At 64.9% G+C, this 22,024-nt stretch carries 21 protein-coding genes; 10 read left to right on the forward strand and 11 right to left on the reverse strand.

The window, feature by feature from the left end:
• Window positions 1-6 precede the first annotated feature (6 nt).
• Complete coding sequence (locus tag AB3X89_RS25630; RefSeq protein WP_368585787.1) at window positions 7-273, forward strand: hypothetical protein; 267 nt, start codon at window positions 7-9, stop codon at window positions 271-273.
• Window positions 274-309: 36 nt separating this feature from the next.
• Here the strand turns inward: AB3X89_RS25630 and AB3X89_RS25635 are convergent, their stop codons facing one another.
• From AB3X89_RS25635 to AB3X89_RS25645, 3 genes are read right to left on the reverse strand one after another with little or no spacing between them, the layout of a single operon-like run.
• Complete coding sequence (locus AB3X89_RS25635) at window positions 310-1,680, reverse strand: ATP-binding protein (protein ID WP_368585788.1); 1,371 nt, start codon at window positions 1,678-1,680, stop codon at window positions 310-312.
• Entirely contained in the window at window positions 1,677-2,390 is a 714-nt protein-coding gene (locus AB3X89_RS25640) for a response regulator (protein WP_368585789.1), read from the reverse strand. The genes AB3X89_RS25635 and AB3X89_RS25640 overlap by 4 nt, the downstream gene beginning before the upstream one ends.
• 23 nt (window positions 2,391-2,413) lie before the next feature.
• The gene (locus AB3X89_RS25645) at window positions 2,414-2,707 is read right to left on the reverse strand and encodes an EF-hand domain-containing protein (protein ID WP_368585790.1); all 294 of its coding nucleotides are present in this window, start codon (window positions 2,705-2,707) and stop codon (window positions 2,414-2,416) included.
• A 247-nt stretch (window positions 2,708-2,954) separates the two neighbouring features.
• Between AB3X89_RS25645 and AB3X89_RS25650 the strand changes: the two genes are divergently transcribed.
• Together AB3X89_RS25650 and AB3X89_RS25655 are read left to right on the forward strand one after the other, a co-directional pair.
• Entirely contained in the window at window positions 2,955-3,287 is a 333-nt protein-coding gene (locus tag AB3X89_RS25650) for a hypothetical protein (RefSeq protein ID WP_368585791.1), read from the forward strand.
• Window positions 3,288-3,623: 336 nt separating this feature from the next.
• Window positions 3,624-3,902: a hypothetical protein gene (locus AB3X89_RS25655; RefSeq protein ID WP_368585792.1), complete on the forward strand. Its 279-nt coding sequence runs from the start codon at window positions 3,624-3,626 to the stop codon at window positions 3,900-3,902.
• Here AB3X89_RS25655 and AB3X89_RS25660 read toward each other — a convergent pair.
• Window positions 3,891-5,141, reverse strand: a complete 1,251-nt coding sequence (locus tag AB3X89_RS25660; RefSeq protein WP_368585793.1) for an arsenic transporter — start codon at window positions 5,139-5,141, stop codon at window positions 3,891-3,893. The two genes, AB3X89_RS25655 and AB3X89_RS25660, sit on opposite strands and share 12 nt — an antisense overlap.
• A 262-nt stretch (window positions 5,142-5,403) precedes the next feature.
• Between AB3X89_RS25660 and AB3X89_RS25665 the strand changes: the two genes are divergently transcribed.
• From AB3X89_RS25665 to AB3X89_RS25675, 3 genes are all read left to right on the forward strand, one after another.
• Complete coding sequence (locus AB3X89_RS25665; RefSeq protein WP_368585794.1) at window positions 5,404-5,967, forward strand: cytochrome b; 564 nt, start codon at window positions 5,404-5,406, stop codon at window positions 5,965-5,967.
• Window positions 5,968-6,083: 116 nt separating this feature from the next.
• The gene (locus AB3X89_RS25670; RefSeq protein WP_368585795.1) at window positions 6,084-6,659 is read left to right on the forward strand and encodes a YceI family protein; all 576 of its coding nucleotides are present in this window, start codon (window positions 6,084-6,086) and stop codon (window positions 6,657-6,659) included.
• 48 nt (window positions 6,660-6,707) lie between these two features.
• A complete protein-coding gene (locus AB3X89_RS25675) occupies window positions 6,708-7,289 on the forward strand; it encodes a YceI family protein (RefSeq protein WP_368585796.1) in 582 nt (193 codons plus the stop codon).
• 32 nt (window positions 7,290-7,321) lie between these two features.
• On the opposite strand, the gene AB3X89_RS25680 is transcribed toward AB3X89_RS25675, so the two are convergent.
• Window positions 7,322-8,902 carry an EAL domain-containing protein gene (locus tag AB3X89_RS25680; protein ID WP_368585797.1) on the reverse strand — a complete coding sequence of 527 codons (1,581 nt, stop codon included), beginning with the start codon at window positions 8,900-8,902 and terminating at the stop codon, window positions 7,322-7,324.
• Window positions 8,903-9,179: 277 nt separating this feature from the next.
• On the opposite strand from AB3X89_RS25680, the gene dinB reads away from it, so the two are divergent.
• A complete protein-coding gene (gene dinB, locus AB3X89_RS25685; RefSeq protein ID WP_368585798.1) occupies window positions 9,180-10,346 on the forward strand; it encodes a DNA polymerase IV in 1,167 nt (388 codons plus the stop codon).
• Here dinB and AB3X89_RS25690 read toward each other — a convergent pair.
• From AB3X89_RS25690 to AB3X89_RS25715, 6 genes are all read right to left on the reverse strand, one after another.
• Window positions 10,313-11,809, reverse strand: coding sequence for a heavy metal sensor histidine kinase (locus AB3X89_RS25690; RefSeq protein ID WP_368585799.1), 1,497 nt, complete (start codon window positions 11,807-11,809; stop codon window positions 10,313-10,315). The two genes, dinB and AB3X89_RS25690, sit on opposite strands and share 34 nt — an antisense overlap.
• Window positions 11,806-12,492 (reverse strand): heavy metal response regulator transcription factor, encoded by a 687-nt coding sequence (locus tag AB3X89_RS25695; protein ID WP_013091374.1) that lies wholly within the window; start codon window positions 12,490-12,492, stop codon window positions 11,806-11,808. Before AB3X89_RS25695 ends, AB3X89_RS25690 begins: the two co-directional genes overlap by 4 nt.
• A 103-nt stretch (window positions 12,493-12,595) precedes the next feature.
• The gene (locus tag AB3X89_RS25700; RefSeq protein ID WP_368585800.1) at window positions 12,596-14,161 is read right to left on the reverse strand and encodes an efflux transporter outer membrane subunit; all 1,566 of its coding nucleotides are present in this window, start codon (window positions 14,159-14,161) and stop codon (window positions 12,596-12,598) included.
• Window positions 14,161-15,387: an efflux RND transporter periplasmic adaptor subunit gene (locus AB3X89_RS25705; protein ID WP_368585801.1), complete on the reverse strand. Its 1,227-nt coding sequence runs from the start codon at window positions 15,385-15,387 to the stop codon at window positions 14,161-14,163. Before AB3X89_RS25705 ends, AB3X89_RS25700 begins: the two co-directional genes overlap by 1 nt.
• A gap of 23 nt (window positions 15,388-15,410) precedes the next feature.
• Window positions 15,411-18,689 carry an efflux RND transporter permease subunit gene (locus AB3X89_RS25710; protein WP_368585802.1) on the reverse strand — a complete coding sequence of 1,093 codons (3,279 nt, stop codon included), beginning with the start codon at window positions 18,687-18,689 and terminating at the stop codon, window positions 15,411-15,413.
• 411 nt (window positions 18,690-19,100) lie between these two features.
• The gene (locus AB3X89_RS25715) at window positions 19,101-19,535 is read right to left on the reverse strand and encodes a VOC family protein (RefSeq protein WP_008918388.1); all 435 of its coding nucleotides are present in this window, start codon (window positions 19,533-19,535) and stop codon (window positions 19,101-19,103) included.
• Between the two features lie 160 nt (window positions 19,536-19,695).
• Between AB3X89_RS25715 and AB3X89_RS25720 the strand changes: the two genes are divergently transcribed.
• The 3 genes from AB3X89_RS25720 (at window position 19,696) to AB3X89_RS25730 (ending at window position 21,847) form a co-directional block, all read left to right on the forward strand.
• Window positions 19,696-20,571: a LysR family transcriptional regulator gene (locus AB3X89_RS25720; RefSeq protein ID WP_368585803.1), complete on the forward strand. Its 876-nt coding sequence runs from the start codon at window positions 19,696-19,698 to the stop codon at window positions 20,569-20,571.
• 187 nt (window positions 20,572-20,758) lie between these two features.
• The gene (locus AB3X89_RS25725) at window positions 20,759-21,397 is read left to right on the forward strand and encodes a LysE family translocator (protein ID WP_368585804.1); all 639 of its coding nucleotides are present in this window, start codon (window positions 20,759-20,761) and stop codon (window positions 21,395-21,397) included.
• Window positions 21,398-21,496: 99 nt separating this feature from the next.
• Window positions 21,497-21,847: a hypothetical protein gene (locus AB3X89_RS25730; RefSeq protein ID WP_368585805.1), complete on the forward strand. Its 351-nt coding sequence runs from the start codon at window positions 21,497-21,499 to the stop codon at window positions 21,845-21,847.
• Window positions 21,848-22,024 lie beyond the last annotated feature (177 nt).

A 22,024-nucleotide genomic window follows, 5' to 3' on the forward strand; every position in this document is an offset into this window, starting at 1 on the left:
ACCATCATGCCTGCCCAACACGACGAAGCACCCGGCGCTCACGACACGAACAACAAGCCGAAGCGCAAGACGCTGTCCCTGTCCGTGCGCAATCTCCTGATGGTCGCCATTGGCGTGGCGATGTTCGCGATCGTGTCGGGCGTCGTGCTGTACAACCCGATCATGTACGGCGACGAGATCCCGAACTTCGGCATCATCCTGATGCTGACCGTGCCGGTGATCGCGGGCGTCGCGTTTCGCGTTGGGCTCGACGCGTGGCTCGATCGCGAGTGAGCGGCAACAACACCGCACCCTCCCTCCGTTGCGCGGTTATGCCGCCTTGACCGGCAATACGACCCACACTTCGAGGCCGCCCCCTTCGCGCGGATGAAACTGCAGGCCGCCGCCGTGCAGCCGTGCGATCCGCTCGACGATCGACAGCCCCAGCCCCGTGCCGCCGCTGTGCGCACGCGCATTGCGGCCGCGCTGGAACGGCGCCTTCAGCTTTTCCAGTTCCTCTGCCGTCAAACCCTTGCCGCGATCGGCGACCGCGACGGTCACCGTGTCCTGCTTCGCCCACGTGCGTACTGCAAGCCCGCTGCCGCCGTAGACGATCGCGTTCTGCATCAGGTTCATCAGCAGCCGCATCATGCTGACCGGCCGATAGGGAACCGCCGGCAAACTGCCCAGCGACAGTTCGAACTCGTGCCCGAGCCCAGCGAAGTCGCCCGCGAGCCGTTCGATCAGCGCATTCAGATCGCCGGGCTGCACTTCCTCGCGCTCGCCGCTGCCCGCGTAGTCCATGAACTGCTGCAGGATCGTCTCGATCTGATCCAGATACGATTCGGCGGCGATCACGAAGCTGCTGTCGGCCCCCTGCGGCATCGCCATCGCCATCGACAGGCGCAGCTTCGTCAACGGCGTACGGATGTCGTGCGAGATGCCCGCGAGCATCAACGCACGCGTCGCTTCGGCGTCCTGTAACGCGCGCGTCATCTGATTGAAAGCGCTGCCCACGGCGGCGATTTCTGCGGGGCCGTCGGTCGGCAGCGGCGCGGGCAGATCGCCGGCGCTTACGCGCCGCGCCGCTTGCGTGAGCTCGTGCAAGGGTTCATTCAGATGCAGCTGGATCGCGTAGCCGGCGAGCGCGGCGAGCACGCCGAGACCCAACGACAGAAAGATCGCCGCTTCGAGGCCGCTGCCCTGCGCGTCCTCGGGAACCGGCAGCGCAATCCAGTACGGCGCGCTCGCCAAACCCGCCGCGTTGCCGGCGCCGGCAAGCGATCCATGCATGCGAATCCACAGCCGCTGAGCGCCCTCGGTCTGCCAGCGTGCGGGCATATCCGCGGGCAGGTGCTTCTGCAGGCTGTCGATGAACACGCCGCGCTGATAGGTGCGATACGCGTGCAACAGATCGTGCGGCGGTGTGTCGGTCGCTTCGGGCGGCAACTGCTCGCGCGCGTCGAGACGCGCGGTCAGCGCCGCGCGCGAGGCGGGCGGAGTGGCCGCGAGCAGGTTGTCGAGCGTCGTCACGTAGGTCGCGAACACGGCCGCCGCGCGCTCGACGCGCGGCCGCTGCACGTAATGCAGCAGCACGACGATCGAGCAGATCTGGCTCAGCATCACGAGCGCGATCAACAGCGCGATGTTGCGCGCGAGCAGCGTGCGCGGCAGCAGCCCGCGTGACAGTGAGCGCATCATGATTCCACATCGGCGACGAGCATATAGCCGACGCCCCAGACGGTACGAATGAAACGCGGCTTCGACGGGTCGTCCTCGACGATCTGCCTCAGCCGCAGCACCTGCACGTCGATGCTGCGATCGAGCGCGTCATGGTCGCGCCCTCGCGCTCGCGCGAGCAGATTGTCGCGGCTCACCGCGCGATTCGGCGACGACGCGAGCGCGACCAGCAGCAGCATCTGCGCGGAATGAATCTCGAGCGGCTCACCCGCGCGCGATAGCTCCTGCTTGCCGACGTCGAGCGTGAAGTCGCCGAAACGCACGCGCTGCGAGGTCACCGTGACGTCGCCGGCGGCCATCTTCTGGCGGCGCAGCAGCGCGTTGATTCGCGCCACCAGCTCGCGCGGCAGGAACGGTTTCGCGAGGTAGTCGTCGGCGCCGGTTTCGAGGCCGGTCACGCGATCGAGCGGATCGCCCTTCGCGGTCAGCATCAGGATCGGCAAGGTCTGCCCTTGCGCGCGCAGCTTCGCGCAGATCTCGAGGCCGTCCTCTTCGCCGATCATCAGATCGAGGATCAGCAGATCGAACGGCTCGCGCTCCAGGTAGCGGTTCAGACGCTTGCCGTCTTCGGCCGCGCGCACGTCGAAACCGTGACCGCGCAGGAAGCGCAGCAGCATGTTGCGCAGCTCGGCTTCGTCGTCGAGCACGATGATCCTGGCGGGGCGTTCCATTCGAATGCTCCTGTCCGAGCCGCTCAGTGTGCGGCGCCGCGTTCCTGCATGAACGCCTCGATCTGCGGCAGCGTGATGTAGCCGGCCTTCTGCGTGTCGATCTCATCGAAATGACGCGCGAGCATCGGCATGCCAGCCGCCGCCTGGTCGCGGGTCAGCTTGCCGTCGTGCGTGGTGTTCGCGGTTGAAAAGCGCATCTGCAACTGCTGCTCCATGCGCTCCATGCGCTGCTGGCTGATACCTTGCGGCGCGGCGGCCTGAGCGAACGTGACGGTGGACGCGCAGCACAGCAGCACGGTGGCGAGCAACTTCTTCATGACTGACTCCTTCGGTTGGAACATCGACCGTCGCCTGGCTGGGTGCCGCGATCCGTTTCGATGACAGGCCGAATTCTTGGTCAGACGCCACGCGATCGCAATTCAAGAATCATGTCGAATCATGTCACGGCGCCGGGTGCCGGTGCAGCGTGACATCGAATGAAATGAGTTTGCGGTTTCGTTTCGCGGGCCTGCTGCGTATCGTTCCGTCTGCCGTCCGTCGGCTTTCCCGCATCAGGAGTCCCAAATGAGTATCCGCCTCGCCTGTGCCTCGACTTTCACCGCCATCGGTCTCGCCTGTTCTTCCGCTGCCTACGCGAGAGTCGTCGTGTATCTGCCCGCCGCCGTGGTCTACGCGCCGCCGCCGCGGCCGGTCTACTACCCGGTGCCGATCAATCCCGTGTACGTGTCGGCGCCGCCTGTCGCCGTTCCGGTGGCGGCCGCGACCATCGTCGCGGCGCCGCCCGTACAACCGGCGAACTCCTCGGCCGCCGCGGTCGTGCCGCCCGCGCCCAACTATGCGGTGGTGCCCGCACCGACGGTCAGCTATGCGCAACCGCTGGTGATCGTGCCGCATTGAAAATGCGTTCAGGGTCCTCGCGCGGGCGGTTCCGATCGCCCACGGCCGGGCCACGCCGTTGACTCAGCATAGGACACGCGCCTGGCGCGCACGCCTGGTGAATTCCCGTTGTCTGGTTGAAAGGTAGAGCGCCGCCGCGGCGCGTGGGGCGTCGCGCGTAAAGCTTGCATGGAGTTTGCCGCTTCTTACCATCGCGCAGCGCGCGAGGCGCGCGCCCGATCTGGCGCTTCGCGCCGTCACGGCTGATTTTGACTAGATTAAGGCGGGATGGAACGGAGCTTGCTCCCTTTTTAGGTTCGCGCGCCTCTATCCCCAATCTTTTCCTGGACCTTTGCGATGAGTTACCAAGATATCGACAGGGAAATTGCCCACCTCGAAGTCGTTTTCAATGCGCTTTCAGCGCGCGACCGCTTTCCGCTGTCGTACTGGCATCGCCGGCTGCATGCGTTGAACCGGTCGTCGATGGTGCCCGCGCAACGTCAGCGCGTCGCTCACCTCGAAGCGAGGCTGCGCTCGGTCGGCGCGCAACTGGACCAGCTCGCCGGCGCGACACGCGTCGGCTCCCGCGCGAGCCCGCGGATCGAGGGCCGGTCCGGCGTCCCGTCAGCCCGTTAGAATCCGTGCCCCAAGCGCCAGCACGAGCGCGGGCACCATCACCAGCACGCCGACCTTCAGGAACTTCATGAAGCCGACGTCTTCGCCTTCGCGGCGAATCGCGTTGAGCCACAGGATGGTCGCGAGCGAGCCGCTGATCGACAGGTTCGGGCCGAGGTCGACGCCGATCAGGAACGCGTCGATCACCCGTTCCGGGCTCTGCGCCTGCATCACGGTCGAACTCGCGATCAGTCCGGACGGCAGGTTGTTGATCAGATTGCTGAGCGCCGCGATGCTCGTGCCAGCCCACGCGGCCGCTTCCATTTCGTTGTGTTCGGTCGCGCGCCGCAGCGCACCCGCGAACGTGCTGATCACGCCGGTGTGATCGAGCATCTCGACCAGCACGAACAGCCCGGCGACGAGCGGCAACACGTTCCACGAAATTTCGCGGATCATCGGCAGCGGTGATTTGCGCTCCTTGATCAGCACGACGAGCGCGGTCAGCGTGCCGAGGATCGCGGTGGGCATGCCGAGCTGGATGTCGTACGCGGAGACCGTCAGCAGCGCGCCGGCCGTCACCGCGATGCCCGCGAGGGCGACCTTGCCGCTTGCCGACAGCTCGACCGCGTCGAGATTCGCCTCGCAGACGCCAGCGAGCGCGTCGCGTTGCGTCCAGCGCAGCATCACGAAGGTCGCGCCGATCGACAGCACCGACGGCAGCGCGAAGCGCAGCATCCACGGTCCCAGCGGCGGCGTGTGATTGCCGTACAGCACGATATTGGCCGGATTCGAAATCGGCAGCACGAAGCTCGCCGCATTGGCGACGAACGCGCAGACGAACAGCAGCGGCAGCGGCGGCGTCTTCGCTTTCTTCGCCGCCGCGAACACGGCGGGTGTCAGCACGACGGCGGTGGCGTCGTTGGAAAGAAACGCGGTGATCACCACGCCGAACAGATACACGAGCACGAACAGCTTGCGCGGCGAACTGCGCGCATGATTGACCGCGAGCACCGCGACCCAGTCGAACAGCCCTTCGCGGCGGCCGACTTCGGATAGCAGCATCATGCCGATCAGGAACAGATAGACGTCCGTGCCCTTGCCGATCGCTTCGATCGCGAGATGCAAGGGCAACAGCCCGAGCACGACGAGCAGCACCGCGCCCGCGACGGCCCACACGGCTTCGGGCCATTTGAACGGCCGGGTGATCACCCCGGCGGTGGCGAGCACGGCAATGCCCCAGGAAAGAAAAACAGGATTCACAGCTTGAGCCCTGACAATGGGTTGGGTCGATGGCCGCGCAAAGCACGCGCAACCTTGTTATTTCGGCGCAACAAGTTACCACAGCGGTTGTCGCAGCAACCGGGCCATAGCAGCCGGCGTGCGTTGCCACGCGCATGTCTTTCAACACAATTAACATCAACGAGGAAACAATCTGTTCCCGCGCACCCCCTATTCAGTTTCTATTGACCTCCCTACCATCCGCATTCCCACACGGCTACTCGCCAGCAACAGACAAACCACGATGCGAACACACGCTCACGCTCCCACGCGCTACCACGGCGCCGCAATCGCGCTGCACTGGCTGATCGCCGCGCTGATGATCGGCGGCTTCTACATCGGCTGGATCATGACGGATATCCCAGGCTTCACGCCGACGAAGCTCAAATACTTCTCGTGGCACAAATGGATCGGCGTGACCGTGTTCGCGCTCGCGCTGCTGCGCGTGCTGTGGCGCGCGACGCACCGCGCGCCCGCGCTCGATGCCGCGACGCCCTTGTGGCAGAGGGCCGCCGCGCATCTGGTGCACGGCCTGCTGTATCTGCTGATGCTCGCGATTCCGCTGTCCGGCTACTTCTACAGCTCGGCGGCCGGCATTCAGGTCGTGTATCTGGGCATCGTGCCGCTGCCGACCATCATCGGTCCCGATCAGGCGCTGAAGGCCACGCTGCGCACCGTGCACGTGCTGCTCAATTACACGCTGCTCGCGCTCGTGCTGATGCATGTGCTCGCGGCGCTCAAGCATCAGTTCGTCGATCGCGACGGCTTGCTCGCGCGCATGGTGCCGTTTCTGAAGCCCCATGCATAACGACATGACAGCTTGAAGAAAGGCATAACGCCTGTCGATTGGTTACGACTGGTTGGCAATCAAATTCCTCGCGGTGTGCAATCAGGCCGCGAAGCTCGGATAGGATGCGTACCATCATGAAGACACCCTTTTATCTCTCCGCTCATCGCGCGGCGCTCGCTTCTTTCGCGGCGCTTGCGCTCATCGGCGCGAACCTCGCGCACGCCGACGTCGACCTCGCGAAAAGCAGCGTCATCGCGACGACCAAACAGATGAACGTGCCGGTCGACGGCAAGTTCAGGAAGTTCTCCGCGCAACTGAACTTCGATCCGGCGAAGCCCGCCGCGGGCAGCGCCAACGTGTCGATCGACACCGGAAGCTACGACCTCGGCGCCGACGACTACAACAAGCAGGCGCAAGGCAAGGAATGGTTCGACAGCGGCGCGTTCCCGAGCGCGACCTTCGTGTCGAGCTCGATCGCGCCGGCCGGCGGCAACCAGTACAAGGTGACCGGCAAGCTGACGATCAAGGGCAAATCGCAAACGGTCGTCGTGCCGGTCGTGATCGCGAGCCAGGGCGCCACGCAAACCTTCGACGGCTCGCTGCCGATCAAGCGCACGCAGTTCGACGTCGGCACCGGCGAATGGAAGGACACGTCGGTGGTCGCCGACGAAGTCGTCATCAAATTTCACCTGGTCGCGGCAAAGAAATAACGTTCAACACAGCAGCACCGCATTACCTTTAGACCCCTGGAGTCCAACTTGAAGAAATCCCTCCTGCTCGCCGCCGGCGCGCTCGCCGCCGCATGCTCGTTCAACGCGATGGCTGCCGCCGAGACCTATCTGCTCGATCCGACGCACACGTCGCCGAGCTTCGAGACCGACCACTTCGGCGGCCTGTCGATCTGGCGCGGCAAGTTCCAGAAAGCCAACGGCACCGTCGTGCTCGATCGCGCGGCGAAGACCGGCACGGTCGAGGCGACGATCGATCTGAGCTCGGTCGGCATCGGCAACGACAAGCTCAACGAGGAGCTGGTCGGCGACAAGTTCTTCGACACCGCGAAGTTCCCGACCGCGACCTACAAGGGCACGCAGATCCGCTTCGACGGCGACAAGCCGGTCGAAGTGATCGGCACGCTGACGCTGCACGGCGTCACCAAGCCGGTCAACCTGAAGATCGAATCGTTCAAGTGCATCCAGCACCCGATGCTCAAGCGCGAAGTGTGCGGCACCGAATCGGTCGCGACGTTCAATCGCGACGATTTCGGCATCGACTTCGGCAAGGCGTACGGCTTCAACATGAAGACCACGCTGCATATCCAGGCCGAAGGCATCAAGCAGTAAGCGCATCGCGCCCGGCCCGGCCGGGCGCCGAACTACTGGATCGCGGGCTGCGCCGGCGCGTGCGACGCGCGGCGCGCCTCGAGCCACGCGAGCAGTTCCTCGCGCCGCATCGCCTTCGCGAACAGCCACCCCTGCCCGAACTGAACGCCCCGGCGCACCAGATACTCGACCTGCTCGCTGCGCTCGATCCCCTCCGCGACGATTTCCACCCCCAATTCGTGCGCCATCTCGATGATATGCGGCGCGACGATGCTCGACGCCGCGTCCTGGGCGATCGTGTCGACGAACGATTTGTCGATCTTCAGCACGTCGATCATGAAGGTTTGCAAATAGGCGAGGCTCGAATAGCCGGTGCCGAAATCGTCGATATAGACCGGGTGGCCGGCGCTTCGGAAGGCCGCGATCGTCTGCCGGGTCACATCGGCGTTCAGAAAACTGCGCTCGGTCGCTTCGATCCTGATTTGCGCGGGACGCAGGCCGGTTCCGGCGAGCCTCGCGTTGATCAGGTTCAGAAAGCGCGGCGTGCGCAGATCCTCGCCGCTGACGTTGATCGACACGTAGAACGACGGCCGCGAACGCAATAGCTCTGTCAGATCCTCGAGCGCTTCATCGAACACGAGGTCGGTCAGCGACTGGATCAGGCCGTGCTGTTCGGCCAATGCAACGAAGATATTCGGCGAGATATCGCGTCCGTTCAGATTCCATCTGGCCAGCGCTTCGACGCCGACGCATTCACTGGTCGCGAGATTCATGATCGGCTGATAGACGACGTCGATGGTTCTCTGCGAGATCGCCCATTCGAGCGAGGCCTCTAACGACACCTGCCGCGAGATCCGTTTGAATGCGAACCAGCCGAACGCGGCGCCCATCGCGACGCCGATGGATAGCCACGTCGCCAGCAGGCCGGGCCAGTCCCTGAGCAGGCTGGTGCGCCGGCCTTTGACGACGACACCGAGAGCGCGCGTCTCCGAGCGTGCCACCGCGTAGTTCCATTCATCGCTATCGACGCGCCCCGCCTGCTTCCATGCATGCAGCATCTCGTCGGCGTCCGCGCCGGTCGACAGTGCAACGATCGAATTTATCTCCGTGTTGATCGTAGCGATTGGCCGTCCCGCTGGGTCCATCACATCGACATATGACTGCGGATCGATCGACACGTACTCGCCGTTGCGCCCGATCTGGATATCCTCGCGCAAGTCGCTGAGCGGATTCTTTTGCTGAAACCAGATCAGGTAGCCGTCGTTGCTGCGCCAGCGCGGCGGCGGCAGTTCGACATCCTGCGCGCGAACGTCGCCCAATAGCGGCGAGCAAAGATAGCGCCCGTCGCCGTACGCGCCCGCGTCCCGCACGTAGCGGTAGTTGAAGATCACGTGGGCAGCCCGTCTCAGATATTCCGGCGAGCACGGCTCGGCGTGCTCGGCCTGCAGGTCCGCGATCGCGGCAAAGCCCTGATACGTGACCAGTTCCGTGCGCATCACGGCCTTTTCCGCGTAAAGGTTCAAGTCTCTCTGCTCGCGGCGGCCGACGTCTTCGTTCGCGATATAGATGCTGATCAGGACCGGCAGCACCGTTGCGGCGCAGCCGAGTGCGATATACGCCGAAATCAGCGACATGCGCTTGATCATCTGTCGAGCCCGGTGGTGAACGGTCGCGGCGAAATCGGCTGCAGCGGTCGCGGACCCGCGTGGACCCGCCACGCAACCTGCGGATTTCAGTGTGAAGAATAGTTACTGGAGCCGCTTTTTCAACATTGCGTTGAATGCCACGCATGCGGCCAGCCGCGGCGAGCCCGACCCGTGGCGCGCCCGGCAAGGTACCATTACGGCCTGGCGGCGTCGCGACGCGCGCCGTCACCGCTTTCGTTCATTACCATCGCCCGCTTCGATTCCCATGAATTCGCCATCCCGCCGCATCGCGCACCTCGATATGGACGCGTTTTACGCGTCCGTCGAACTGCTGCGCTATCCGGAACTGCGCGGCCGGGCGGTGGTGATCGGCGGCGGCCGCAACAGCGCGCCGCAACTGCTCGAAGACGGCAGCAAGCGCTTCGCGAAGCTGCGCGATTACGCGGGCCGCGGCGTCGTCACCACCTCGACGTACGAGGCGCGCGCGCTCGGCGTGTTTTCGGCGATGGGCATGATGAAGGCCGCAGCGCTCGCGCCCGACGCGATCCTGCTGCCGACCGACTTCGATTCGTATCGCCACTACTCGCGCCTCTTCAAGGCGGCCGTCCGGACGTTCACGGACCGCATCGAGGATCGCGGCATCGACGAGATCTATATCGACCTGACCGAGCTGCCGGGCGAAGCGGCCGACATCGGGCGGCGCATCAAGGAGGCCGTTCATCAGGCCACCGGTCTCACGTGTTCGATCTGCGTCGCGCCGAACAAGCTGCTCGCGAAGATCGGCTCCGAACTCGACAAGCCCGACGGCCTGACGATCCTCACGCCGGCCGACATTCCGCTGCGCGTGTGGCCGCTGCCGGTGCGCAAGGTCAACGGCATCGGCCCGAAGGCGGCGGAGAAGCTGACCGCGCTCGGCCTCGCGACGGTCGGCGATCTGGCCGCCGCCGACGCCGGGCTGTTGCAGGACAATTTCGGGCGCAGCTATTCCGCGTGGCTGATGGAAGTCGCGCAGGGTCACGACGAGCGGCCGGTGGTGGTCGAATCGGAGCCGAAGTCGATCAGCCGCGAGACCACGTTCGAGCGCGATCTGCATCCGCGTCACGATCGGCCGGCGTTATCCAGCGCGTTTACGGGGCTGTGCGTGCGGGTCGCCGACGATCTGGTGCGCAAGGGCTACGTGGGCCGCACGATCGGCATCAAGCTGCGTTACGACGATTTCCGCACCGTCACGCGCGACCTGACGCTCGACGAACCGACCGCCGACGCAACCGAAATCCGCCGCGCCGCGACCGAATGTTTGCGACGCGTGCAGTTGAACCGCAAGCTGCGGCTATTGGGCGTGCGCATCAGCACGCTGAGCTCGGCCAGCGAACAGGCGCTGAAGCCGCGCCTGCCGGTTCAGGCCGACTTGCCTTTCGCGAGCGACGAGTAGGCGGTATCGGCGGCGACGCCGGCCGCATTGGTATTGGCATTCGCGCTCGCGTTCGCACGCGCGGCCGGTATATCGCCGGACGTGGAGATCACAGACGCCGCCACCGAAAACGAGAACGTGTTGATGCCGTTCGCGCTGTGCGCGGATACGGTGCCACGATGCATCTCGGCGATCGCCTTAACGATCGCGAGTCCGAGGCCGTGGTTTTCACGGCTATTGGTGCGCGAGACTTCCGCGCGATAAAAACGGTCGAACAGATGTTCGAGGACGTCCGGCGCGATCGGCTGCCCCGGATTCGCCACGACGACGCGCACCTGGTCGCGCATCGCACCTTCGCCGCGCGCGATCGTCACGCTGATCGTCGCGCCCGGCTCGCAGTGCTGGATCGCGTTCATCAGCAGGTTCGCGCACGCGCGGCCGAATAGCGAGCGGTTCACGCGCGCGTACGCATCGCCCTGCAACTTCGCATGCACGCGCGCCTCTTCGAGCGGAATCTCCAGAAACTCCAGCGTATGCGCGACTTCCGCCGCGAGCGACACCTCGATCAGGCCGGTCGCGCGTTCGCCCTGGTCGGCGCGCGCGAGGAACAGCATGTCGTTGATGATCGCGCGCATCCGCTCGAATTCTTCGAGGTTCGATTGCAGCGTGTGACGCAGATCGTCGACCGAGCGGTTGCGCGTCAGCGCGACCTCCGTCTGGCCGATCAGGATCGTCACCGGCGTGCGCAGTTCGTGCGCGACGTCCGCGTTGAACGATTCGAGGCGGCCGTAGGCGCCGTCGAGCCGTTCGAGCGCGCCGTTGAACGAGTTGGCGAGATCGTTCAGTTCGAGCGGCAAGGACGCGGTATTGAGCCGCTGCGAGCGGTTGTTCGGGCTGACCGCGGATGCGTCGCGCGTCAGACGCGTGAGCGGCGCGAGGCCGATGCGCGTAACCGAGTAGCTGAGCAGCAGCACCGCGAGACTGCCGAGCGCCGACAGCGCCGCGAGTGCCGAGCCGAACACGCGCATCGTGCGCAGGTTCGGCGAATAGCTCGCCGCGACCTGCAACTGCACCGCAGGCCGCGCGCCATTGGCGGGCAGGATCACCGTCGAGGTCAGCATGTCGGGGCCGCCGCCCTCTGGCGCGATGCGCGCGTAGCCGCCGGGCCAGCTCTTCCTGACGGCCCCCTGCACCGGGGTGCCGAAGTGGAAGTTCGGCTCCGCGCTCGTCACCGAGTACATGGTGCTGCTGTCGTGCGGCGTCATGTCGGCGAGTTTTTCGCGGGCCATCCGCCATTTTTCCGGCGTCACCGCGTGAGAGACGATGATGCGCGCGATCTGCGTGCGATCGTCGAGCGACTCGCGCAGATGATGTTCGAGCTGCGAGCGCAGCACCAGAAAGAGCCCGCTGCCGACGAGCGTAAAAACGAACAGCGCCACCAGCGCGAACATCGACGCAAGGCGGCGGGCAATCGAGCGGTTCATGATGACTCGGCCTCTTCGCGCACTTCGAGCACGTAGCCCATGCCACGCACCGTGTGCAGCAGCTTCGACGGGAACGGGCCGTCGAGTTTCGCGCGCAGCCGCTTGATCGCGGTTTCGACGACGTTCGTGTGGCTGTCGAAATTGACGTCCCATACGAGCTCGGTGATCGCGGTCTTCGACAGAATGTCGCCCTGGCGGCGCGCGAGCACGCTGAGCAGTTGAAACTCTTTCGCGGTCAGGTCGAGGCGCACGCCGTCGCGGGTCGCGCGGCGGCCGATCAGATCGACGAACAGATCGCCGACCGAAATCAGCGTGGACTCCTGCGAACGCGTGCGGCGCGCAAGCGCATGCAGGCGCTCGACGAGTTCGAGGAACGAGAACGGTTTGGTCAGGTAGTCGTCGGCGCCTTCGCGCAGGCCGCGCACGCGATCGTTCACGTGGTCGCGCGCGGTCAGCATGATGACCGGCGTCGACTTGCGCATGCGCAGCGCCTTCAGCACGCTGAAGCCGTCGCGCTTGGGCAGCATCACGTCGAGGACGATCACGTCGTAATCGAATTCGGTGGCCAGATGCGTGCCCTCCTCGCCGTCGAGCGCGACGTCGACGACCCAGCCCTGCTCTGTCAAACCGGAGCGCAGGTAGTCCACTACCTTGTGCTCGTCTTCAACAATCAGCAATTTCATTCGCGTCCTCGCCACTAATGGCTGTCAACCTTGCATTATACGAACGCCCTCGATTCTTCGCGCCGACCCCACTGCGTCGGCATGGAAGCACGGCCGCGGCGATTCAGCGTGCCGGAGCCGGCATGTCTTTCTGCTGCGCGTCGCCGGCAGGCGCTTGCTGCGGCATCGCCGCAGCGTCGGTTGCATGTGCCTCGTTCGCGGCCATCGCACTGCCTTGCGCGCCGCCATCCCAACCGCCGCCCAGCGCCTTCACCAGCGCCACCGACAGCGTCAACTGCTGCCCGTGAATCTGCACATCCGTGCGCTCGCTCGTCAGCAGCGACTCCTGCGCGTCGATCACGTTCAGATACGCGACGAGCCCGCCCGAATAGCGATCGTTCGCGAGCGACAGCAGCCGCTGCGCATCCTCGACCGCCTCACGCGACTGCTTCGCCGCGCCATCGAGCACCGACAGTCCGGTGATGCCGTCCTGCACCTGCTGGAACGCGCTCAGTACCGTCTGCCGATAATTCGCCTCGGTCGCCTTGTAGCCCTCGCTCGCGAACTTGACGTTGGCCGCGCGCCGCCCGCCGTCGAAGATCACCTGGCCGACCGCCGCGCCGAGCGTCCACATCAGCGTCGGCGCGCTCAGCAGATTGGCGAACTCGGTGCTCTCCCAGCCGATGCCCGGCGTCAGCGTCAAACTCGGGAAGAACGCGGCCTTGGCCACGCCGATCTGCGCGTTGGCGGCCGCCATCGCGCGTTCCGCCGACGCGACGTCGGGCCGCCGCTGCAGCACGTCGCTCGGCACACCGAGCGGCACCGTCGGCGGCTTGATGTCGAGCACCTTCGGCTCGATCGAAAACTGCGGCGCCGGCACGCCGACCAGCGCGGCGATCGCATGCTCGAATTGCGCGCGCTGATTCAGCAGCAGTTGCGCCTGCACGCGCGTCGCATCGAGCTGCGATTTCTGCTGCAGCACGTCGAGGCCCGAGACCGAACCGAGGTCGTGCTCGGTGTTCACGTAATCGAGCGCCTTCTGCTGCAGCTTCACCGACTGGTTCAGCACGTCGATCTCGTTGTCGAGCTCACGCAGCGAGAAGTAGTCGGTGGCGAGATCGGTCGTCAGCACGAGGCGTGCGTTCGCGAGATCGTCCGCCGATTGTTCGGCCGACGCCTGCGCGCCCTCCACCTCACGACGGATGCGGCCGAACAGGTCGGTGTCGTAGCTGAGCGTCGGTCCGAGCTGGATGTTGTTCTGTACCGTCGATTGAGTCGGTGTCGCGTAGTTGGTCAGCGGCCGGTCGTGCGAAATGCGAAAGCGCGAGGCCTGGGCCGAGAAATCGACTTCCGGCACGCGCTGCGCGCTGGTGTTCGCGAGTGTCGCCTTGGCCTGCTCGTAGTGCGCGCTCGCCGCGGCGAGCGTCTGGTTCTGCGCCAGCGCCTGGGTTTCGAGCGTCGCGAGCGTCGGGTCGGCGAAGCCCGTCCACCAGTCCGGCGCAATCGGCGCATGCGACGGCGCGGCGACGCGCCAGAACGAATCGGTGCGCCATTCGGGCGGCACCTCGGCCTGCGGACGCTGATAGTCGGGACCCACCGTGCAGGCGGCGAGCAATGCCGCGCCGGCGCAAGCGCTCAGCGCGGTGAACGCGGTGCCACGTGGGCGCGCCCGGCGGGAAGCCGCGAACATCACGACGCCTCCTTGCCGTTCTTCGGCAGCGGCTGCACCTGAACGTGATCGCCGTCGGCGATCGAGTCGCTCGGATTGATGATGATGCGATCGGTCGGCGAGATACCGCTTTCGATTTCGAGCTGCTGTCCGAGGTCCACGGCGATCACGACCTTGTGCAGGCTCACGTTGCCCTTCGCATCGACGACCGCGAGACGCGGACCCTCCGCGCGAAACAGCAACGCGTTGCCCGGTACCGTCAGGCGTTCGTGCGCGGCGGCCGGCACCTCGACCTGCACGTAGGCGCCGGGGCGCAGCCTCGCGTCGGGATTCGGCAGCGTCACTTCGATCTGCAGCGAACGCGTGGGCACGTCGATCGCACCGGAGATATGCGTGATCGTGCCGTTGAACTGCTGGCCCGGCAGCTCGGCCTGCGTGACCACGACCTTCTGCCCGACCGAGACGTTCTGCGCGTAGGCCTGCGGCAACTGCACATAGACGCGCAACGGGTCCGACTGCGCGAGCGCGAACAGCGCCCGGCTCGTGCCGCTGCCCGCGTCGATCAGATCGCCGACGTCGACGTTGCGCTGCGTGACCACGCCGGCAAACGGCGCGACGATCCGCTTGAACGATTCGAGCTGCTGCAGACGCTTGACGTTCGCATCGGCCGCGGCGAGATTCGCGAGGTCCTGCGTGTAGGTGCTTTGCCGTTCGTCGAGTTCCTGTTGCGAGACCGCATCGCGCTGACGCAACTGCTGCCAGCGCTCCAGCGAGCTCTTCGCGAGCGCGAGGCTCGAATTGATCTGCTGACGCTGCGCCAGAGCCTGCGCGAGTTCCTGGTCGATTTCCGGCGTATCGAGCTCGGCGAGCAATTGCCCCTGCTTCACGCGCGCGCCGATATCGACGTACCAGTGCAGCAGATAACCGGTCGCGCGCGCATAGATCGGCGACTCGACATAGCCGCGCAACGTGCCCGGCAGCAGCGTGTTGCCGCCGCCGTCGGTCTGCTTCGGCGTGACGACGTTCACGTACTGCGTGGCGTTCTGCTGCGCGGTCGCCGTGACTTCGCGGTTTTGCATCACGTTCGCGATCACGGTGCGCAGCGTGCCTATCGCGAGCAGTACGAACACGATCAGGATCGCGACCTTCGCGTGCCGCCATTCGCGATGGCGCGGCGGCAGCAGGTGCTCCCCTTGTTCGGTTTCCCGCGTGGGGATCCCTAGCGATGCATGAGTTTTTTCGGTCATCTCAGTCAACCATCGTTTAACTTTTACGCGGGCGTCGCCGCACTGCTGTGTTCAGGCGCGGGGCTGTCGCTATGGCCGCTGCTTCGGCCGCGATCACCGCCTGTTCCACCGCCATTGCCGCCGTTGCCGCCGCCATTTCCACCGTCATCGCCGCCGCCGTTGCGATGGCGGCGCGCGAGCCACGAGTGAATTCCCGCGAACACGAGCGGCACGAAAAACAGCGTCGACACGGTCGCGAACAGCAAGCCGCCGATCACCGCGCGGCCGAGCGGCGCATTCTGCTCGGCGCCTTCGCCGAGACCGAGCGCCATCGGAATCATGCCGATGATCATCGCGAATGCGGTCATCAGCACCGGACGGATCCGGCTCGCGCCGGCTTCGAGCGCGGCCGTGAGCGGCGGCGCGCCGGCCGAAAGCCGCTGGCGCGCGAACGCGACCATCAGAATACTGTTCGCGGTCGCGACGCCCATCGTCATGATCGCGCCGGTCAACGCCGGCACGCTCAGATGGGTGCCGGTCAGGAACAGCATCCACATGATGCCCGCGAGCGCCGCCGGCAACGCGCTGACGATGATCAGCGGATCGACCCACGACTGGAAGTTCACCACGATCAGCAGATACACGAGCACGATCGCCATCGCGACGCCGATGCCGAGCCCAAAGAACGAACTGCGCATCGTCTGTACCTGGCCGCGCACGGTGATCGTGCTGCCGCGCGGCAAGGTACCGCGCACCTCGTTGACGATCCTGTCGACCTGATTCGCGACGCTGCCGAGATCGCGCTTTTCAACGCTCACATACAGATCGATCACCGGCCGGATGTTGTAGTGCGAGACCTCAGCGAACTGGCTCTTCGGCGATACCTGCACGAGGTTGCCGAGCAGTTGCGTCGGGCCGTTCATCGTGGCCGACACCGGGGTGCGCAACAGTTCGTCGATCGACGACACCTGGTACTGCGGCGTCTGCACCTGAACCCTGTATTCGACGCCGTTCCTGTTGTTGACCCAGAAGCCCGGCGACGTCTGCGAGCTGCCCGACAGCGAAACGAGCACGTTCTGCGCGACGTCGTTTGCGGTCAGGTTCAGTTGTTGCAGGCGGGTGCGGTCCATCTGCAGACCGAGTACCGGTTCGTCGAGCTTCTGCTGGATGTGCGTGTCGACGGTGCCGGGAATCAGCCGCACCTGCTTCAGCAATTTGCGCGCGACCTCGAGGTTGCCCTGCTGATTCGCGCCGGCGATCTGCACGTCCACCGCGGCGGGCAGGCCGAAGTTCAGGATCTGCGTGACGATATCGGCGGGCTGAAAGAAGAACTCGACGCCCGGGAAACGCTGCGGCAGGATCGTGCGCAGCTTGTCCATGTAGATCTGCGACGGCTTGTGGCCTTCGTTCAACGCGATCTGGATCTCACCGTCGAGCGTGCCCATCGTGCCCGCATTGCTGTACGACAGGTTGATGCCGCTATACGGCAGACCGAGGTTGTCGAGAATCGTGCCCAGTTCCCTCTGCGGCACGACTTCGCGGATCACCTTCTCGACCTCGTCGGCGAGCCGCGCGGTTTCCTCGATCCGCGTGCCGGTCGGCGCGCGCATGTGCAGACGGATGTCGCCCGCGTCGACGCTCGGGAAGAAGTCTTCGCCGAGCGCAAAAAACAGGCCCATCGACAGCACGCAGAAACCGAGGAACAGCGTGCCGAACACCTTGCGGCGCACGAGCAGGCTGCTCAGGATCATGATGTAAGCCGCGCGCATGCGCTCGAAGCCGGCGTCGAAGCGGTGATACAGACGCATGAACGGATTCGGTTTCGCGCCCGCCTTCGGCTTATGCGCGTGGCCCATCAGCAGCATCGCGAGCGTCGGCACGAGCGTACGCGACAGGATGTACGACGCGAGCATCGCGAATACCACCGCTTCCGCGAGCGGCACGAACAGATAGCGCGCGACGCCGGTCAGGAAGAACATCGGCACGAACACGATGCAGATACACAGCGTCGACACCAGCGCCGGCACCGCGATTTCGCCGGCGCCGTCGAGAATCGCGTCGTGCAGATTGGTGCCCATGTGCAGGTGCCGCTCGATGTTCTCGATCGTCACGGTCGCGTCGTCCACCAGGATCCCGACCGCGAGCGCGAGACCGCCCAGCGTCATGATGTTGATGGTCTGCCCGAGCGCGTGCAGCACGATCAGCGACGACAGGATGGACAGCGGAATCGAGATCGCGATGATGCAGGTGCTGCGCCAGTTGCCGAGGAACAGCAGGATCATCGCGGCGGTCAGCGCGGCGGCCACCAGCGCCTCGCGCACCACGCCCTGCACCGCCGCCTTCACGAACACCGACTGGTCGAACAGCGCGGTGATCTGCAGATCCGGCGGCAGCGCGGCGCGCGCGGCTGGCAACAGGCCTTTCAACGTATCGACGATCGACAGCGTCGACGCGTTGCCGTTCTTCAGCACCGACATCAGCACGCCGCGATGGCCGTTCTGCCGCACGATGTTGGTCTGCGGCGAGAAGCCGTCGCGCACATGCGCGACTTCACGCAGATAGGTCGTCGCGCCGTTGACGGTGCGCACCGGAATATCGTTGAGGCCTTCCAGCGTCGGCGGCGAACCGTTCATGTCGATCGTGTATTCCTTCGGCCCGATCTTGGCCGTGCCGGTGGGCAGAATCAGGTTTTGCGCGTTGAACGCGTTGACCACATCGGCCGGCGTCAGGCCCTTGGCCAGCATCGCGCGCGTATCGAGGTCGACCGAGATCAGCCGCGATTTGCCGCCATACGGGTACGGCACGGCAGCGCCTGGAATCGTCACGAGTTGCGGACGCAGGAAGTTCAGCGCGGTGTCGTTCAGGTCCTGCTCGGAGAGCTTCGGACTCGACAGACCGAGCTGGATCACCGGAATACTCGAAGCCGAGTAACTGATGACGAGCGGCGCGGTGGCGCCCGGCGGCATCTGCTTCAACTGCGCCTGCTCGACGGCGACCGTCTGCGCGATGGCCGTCTGGATGTTCGCGTTCGGCTGCAGAAACACCTTCAGGATCGCGATGCCAGGCAGCGACTGCGATTCGATATGTTCGATGTCGTTGACCGTCGTGGTCAGACTGCGCTCGTTGACCGACGTGATGCGGGTGGCCATGTCCTCGGCCGACAGCCCGGTGTACGTCCAGATGATGCTGACGACCGGTATGTTGATTTCCGGCAGCACGTCGACGGGCGTGGTGAACAGCACGAAGGGCGTCGCCAGCACGATCAGAATCGCCATCACGATGAACGTGTATGGCCGCTTAAGCGCTACGTTGACGATCCACATTGAAACGGGCCAGAGAAAATGCGGGTGGAGGGAGGGATTGAATCTCCGCTTATGCTAGATCGGTAGCACCAACGCCTGCATGGCGCGAGAATGGCGAAATTGTCAGGAAGCTTGTTGAAAGCAAATGCGCCATTTTTGAAGGCGCAAAGCAATCGCCAGATTTGCAGCGAATTAGGCGAGGCGCAAACGTTTGTTGAATAAATTTACGCCCAGTTAATGGAACGTTTGCTGATTCGCGGCACGGCTTTGGTTCGAAATATTGTGAAACATGCTTTCAGTTCTATTCGCGACACGGGTCGATTTTGCTTCGCGCGGCCATTCCCCTTCAACGAAAAAGGCCGGTCAACCTGAATGGTCGACCGGCCTTCTCATATGCAGCTATCCGTGTGCCGGCGTCAACGCCCGCGACGCCTATTTGGCGAACAGTGACGACATATCGGCGAACGCCTTGAACTCGAGCGCATTGCCCGACGGATCGAGGAAGAACATCGTTGCCTGCTCGCCGACCTCGCCCTTGAAGCGCACGTGCGGCTCGATGATGAATTCGATGCCGGCCTTCTGCAGTTTGTCCGCGGCGGCCTGCCATTGCTCCATCGACAGTACCGCGCCGAAGTGGCGCACCGGCACCGCGTCGCCATCGACCGCGCTGGTATGACGGTGACCGACTTCGTCGGGCGCCAGATGCGCGACGATCTGATGACCGTAGAAATTGAAATCGACCCATGCGTCCGAACTGCGCCCTTCCGGGCAGCCGAGCAATTCGCCGTAAAACTCGCGCGCGGCGGCAAGGCTATGAACAGGAAACGCCAGATGGAACGGCGGCAAAGCGGTTTCGGCAACGCTCATGATAGGAAGACTCGCTAGGTGGGTGTGAGGATGGGTGACGACTGGCGCGACTCGCACGGCTGGCAATCGGCACAGAATAAGCCAAAGTTTAACCATGAATAAAAATGTTGAGAAACGATATATATTTGACCTGACCATCACTAAAATCGATTGATCGATCATGCTCAGCGAGTTGAAGACCTTCATCGCCGTCAGCCAGTACGGCACGTTTTCCGGCGCGGGCGCGCGCATCGGGCTCACACAATCGGCGGTCAGCGCGCAGATGCAGCGGCTCGAGCAGGAACTCGGCTTCCCGCTGTTCGACCGCACCGGCCGCTCGGCGACGCTCAACGAGGCGGGCCGCGAAACGCTCGCGCTCGCCGAGGAAATGATGACGCTCTACGCGCGGCTCTCCGAGCGCAGCGGCGGCGCCGCCGAAAGCGGCATGCTGCGGGTCGGCGCGATCGCGTCCGCGCAGGTATCGCTGCTGGCCGACGCGCTCGCGCGCTTTCGCGACGACCGTCCCGGCTGGCGGATTCGCGTGGTGCCTGGCGTGTCGCTGGCGCTGCTCGGCCAGGTCGACGCGGGCGAGCTCGATCTTGCCGTCATCATCAAGCCGCCGTTCGCGCTGCCGTCGGAGCTCGAATGGCGCACGCTGGTCGCCGAACCGTTCGTGCTGCTCGCGCCGAAAAAGCTCGCGCGCGGCGGCCGCTCGTGGCGCGAACTGCTGCGCAGCGAGCCGTTCATCCGCTACGACCGCGCGTCGTTCGGCGGGCGGCTCGTCGATCGTTTTCTGCGGCGCGCGCGCCTCGGCGTTCGCGATGCGGTCGAGCTCGACGAGTTGCAGGCGATCGTGCAACTGGTCGCGCGCGGCATGGGTGTCGCGCTGATTCCGAATACGGCCGGGCTCGGCAAATGGCCGGCGAGCGTGGTGGCGCTCGAACTCGGCGATGCGACCTTCGAGCGTGAGATCGGGCTCGTGCTGCGGCCGCGGCATAGCCGGCCGGTGGTCGCCGATGCGTTGGCGGAGTGTATTGCGAGCGCGGCGCACGGTTGAGCGTTTGGCGCGCCGCGTTCGATGCGGGCTCGATTCGGCTGCGAAGCGAGTGTGCTGCCACACGTACGCGCAACTGTATCTGTGAGCGGCGCGCGACGGCGCTCAGAATCGTTGCTTCATTCAACCGGCCGTGTGGCGCGTTGCATGGCATTGCCGAACACCCGCCCCGCCCCTACATTTGCCCGCCATGATCGCTAGCCCTGTGCTCACCGCCGATGTCCTGATCGCCTACAGCGCCTATTTCGTCGGCACCGCGAGCCCTGGCCCGAGCAATCTCGCGATCATGTCGCTCGCGATGAGCGCGGGCCGGCGCGCGGCGCTGGTGTTCGCGCTCGGCGTCGTGTCGGGCTCGTTCTCATGGGCGCTGCTCGCGTCGCTCGGGCTGTCGGCGGTGCTCGCCACCTACTCGGAATGCCTCGTGGCGATCCGGATCGCGGGCGGGCTGTATCTGCTGTGGCTCGGCTTCAAGTCCGCGCGCTCGGCGTGGAGCGCCGGCAAGCCGGCCGCGAGCGCGGCGCGCGTCGACGAACCGCTCGGGCGGCTCTATCTGCGTGGCCTTTTGCTGCACCTGACGAATCCGAAAGCGGTGCTGGTGTGGCTGTCGATCGTGTCGCTCGCGATGTCGCCGGTACACGGCGCCGCGCACGTGATGCCGGTCGTGCTGGGCTGCATGGCGATCGGCGCGACGGTGTTCAGCAGCTACGCAATGCTGTTTTCGACGGCATCCGCGCGGCGCGTTTATGCGGCGATCCGGCGCTGGCTCGATGGCTCGCTCGCGGTGATGTTCGGGATTGCCGGGATCAAGCTGCTGACGTCAAAGAACTAGCGTGGCCCGGGCGCGCGCGGCCGCCCCCGGTCCACGCTCTGCGATACTGGCGGCTCGGCTCCCTCCACGACGGCTGCTAGCGCACCCACCCACGCAACGATGAACGGCAACAATCACGACGCACCTTCCTCCACCCAACGCTCGCCGCTGCAAAAGCGGCTCTATCTCTGCGGTGCGGCGATCCTGGTCGTCAGCCTGATCGCCGCGGTGCTGATCTACGTCAGCGTGCCGCCGCCCGATAGCGCGGTCGCAATGTACGGCATCGTCGATCCGCGCTATCAGATCGAGCTACAGCAAATCGGCGGCAACGCGGCAGTGCTGATGGCGCAGTTGCATCAATGGTTCGATAGCTTGGGGCACGGTGTCAGGCTTGCCTATACGGTCGCGGCGCTGGGCGCTGCGCTGGCGGGCGGCTGTTTCTTCATCGGTCATTATTTCGTCGACGATTGAACCCCGACAGGATCGCATCCGCCACGACGATTTAAAAACGTTAATTATCGTTTATTCAAATCCGGTGCATCGCCTTCGCCGACGAAATTCCGCCGCAATAAACCAACAATGAATTCCGCAGTGCAATAAGTCCGCGCTTTCGCAGTCAACTTGCGGCATTAAGAAAACGAACTATTA

It is taken from the genome of Paraburkholderia sp. BR14320, from assembly GCF_040948665.1.
GTDB lineage: Bacteria > Pseudomonadota > Gammaproteobacteria > Burkholderiales > Burkholderiaceae > Paraburkholderia > Paraburkholderia youngii.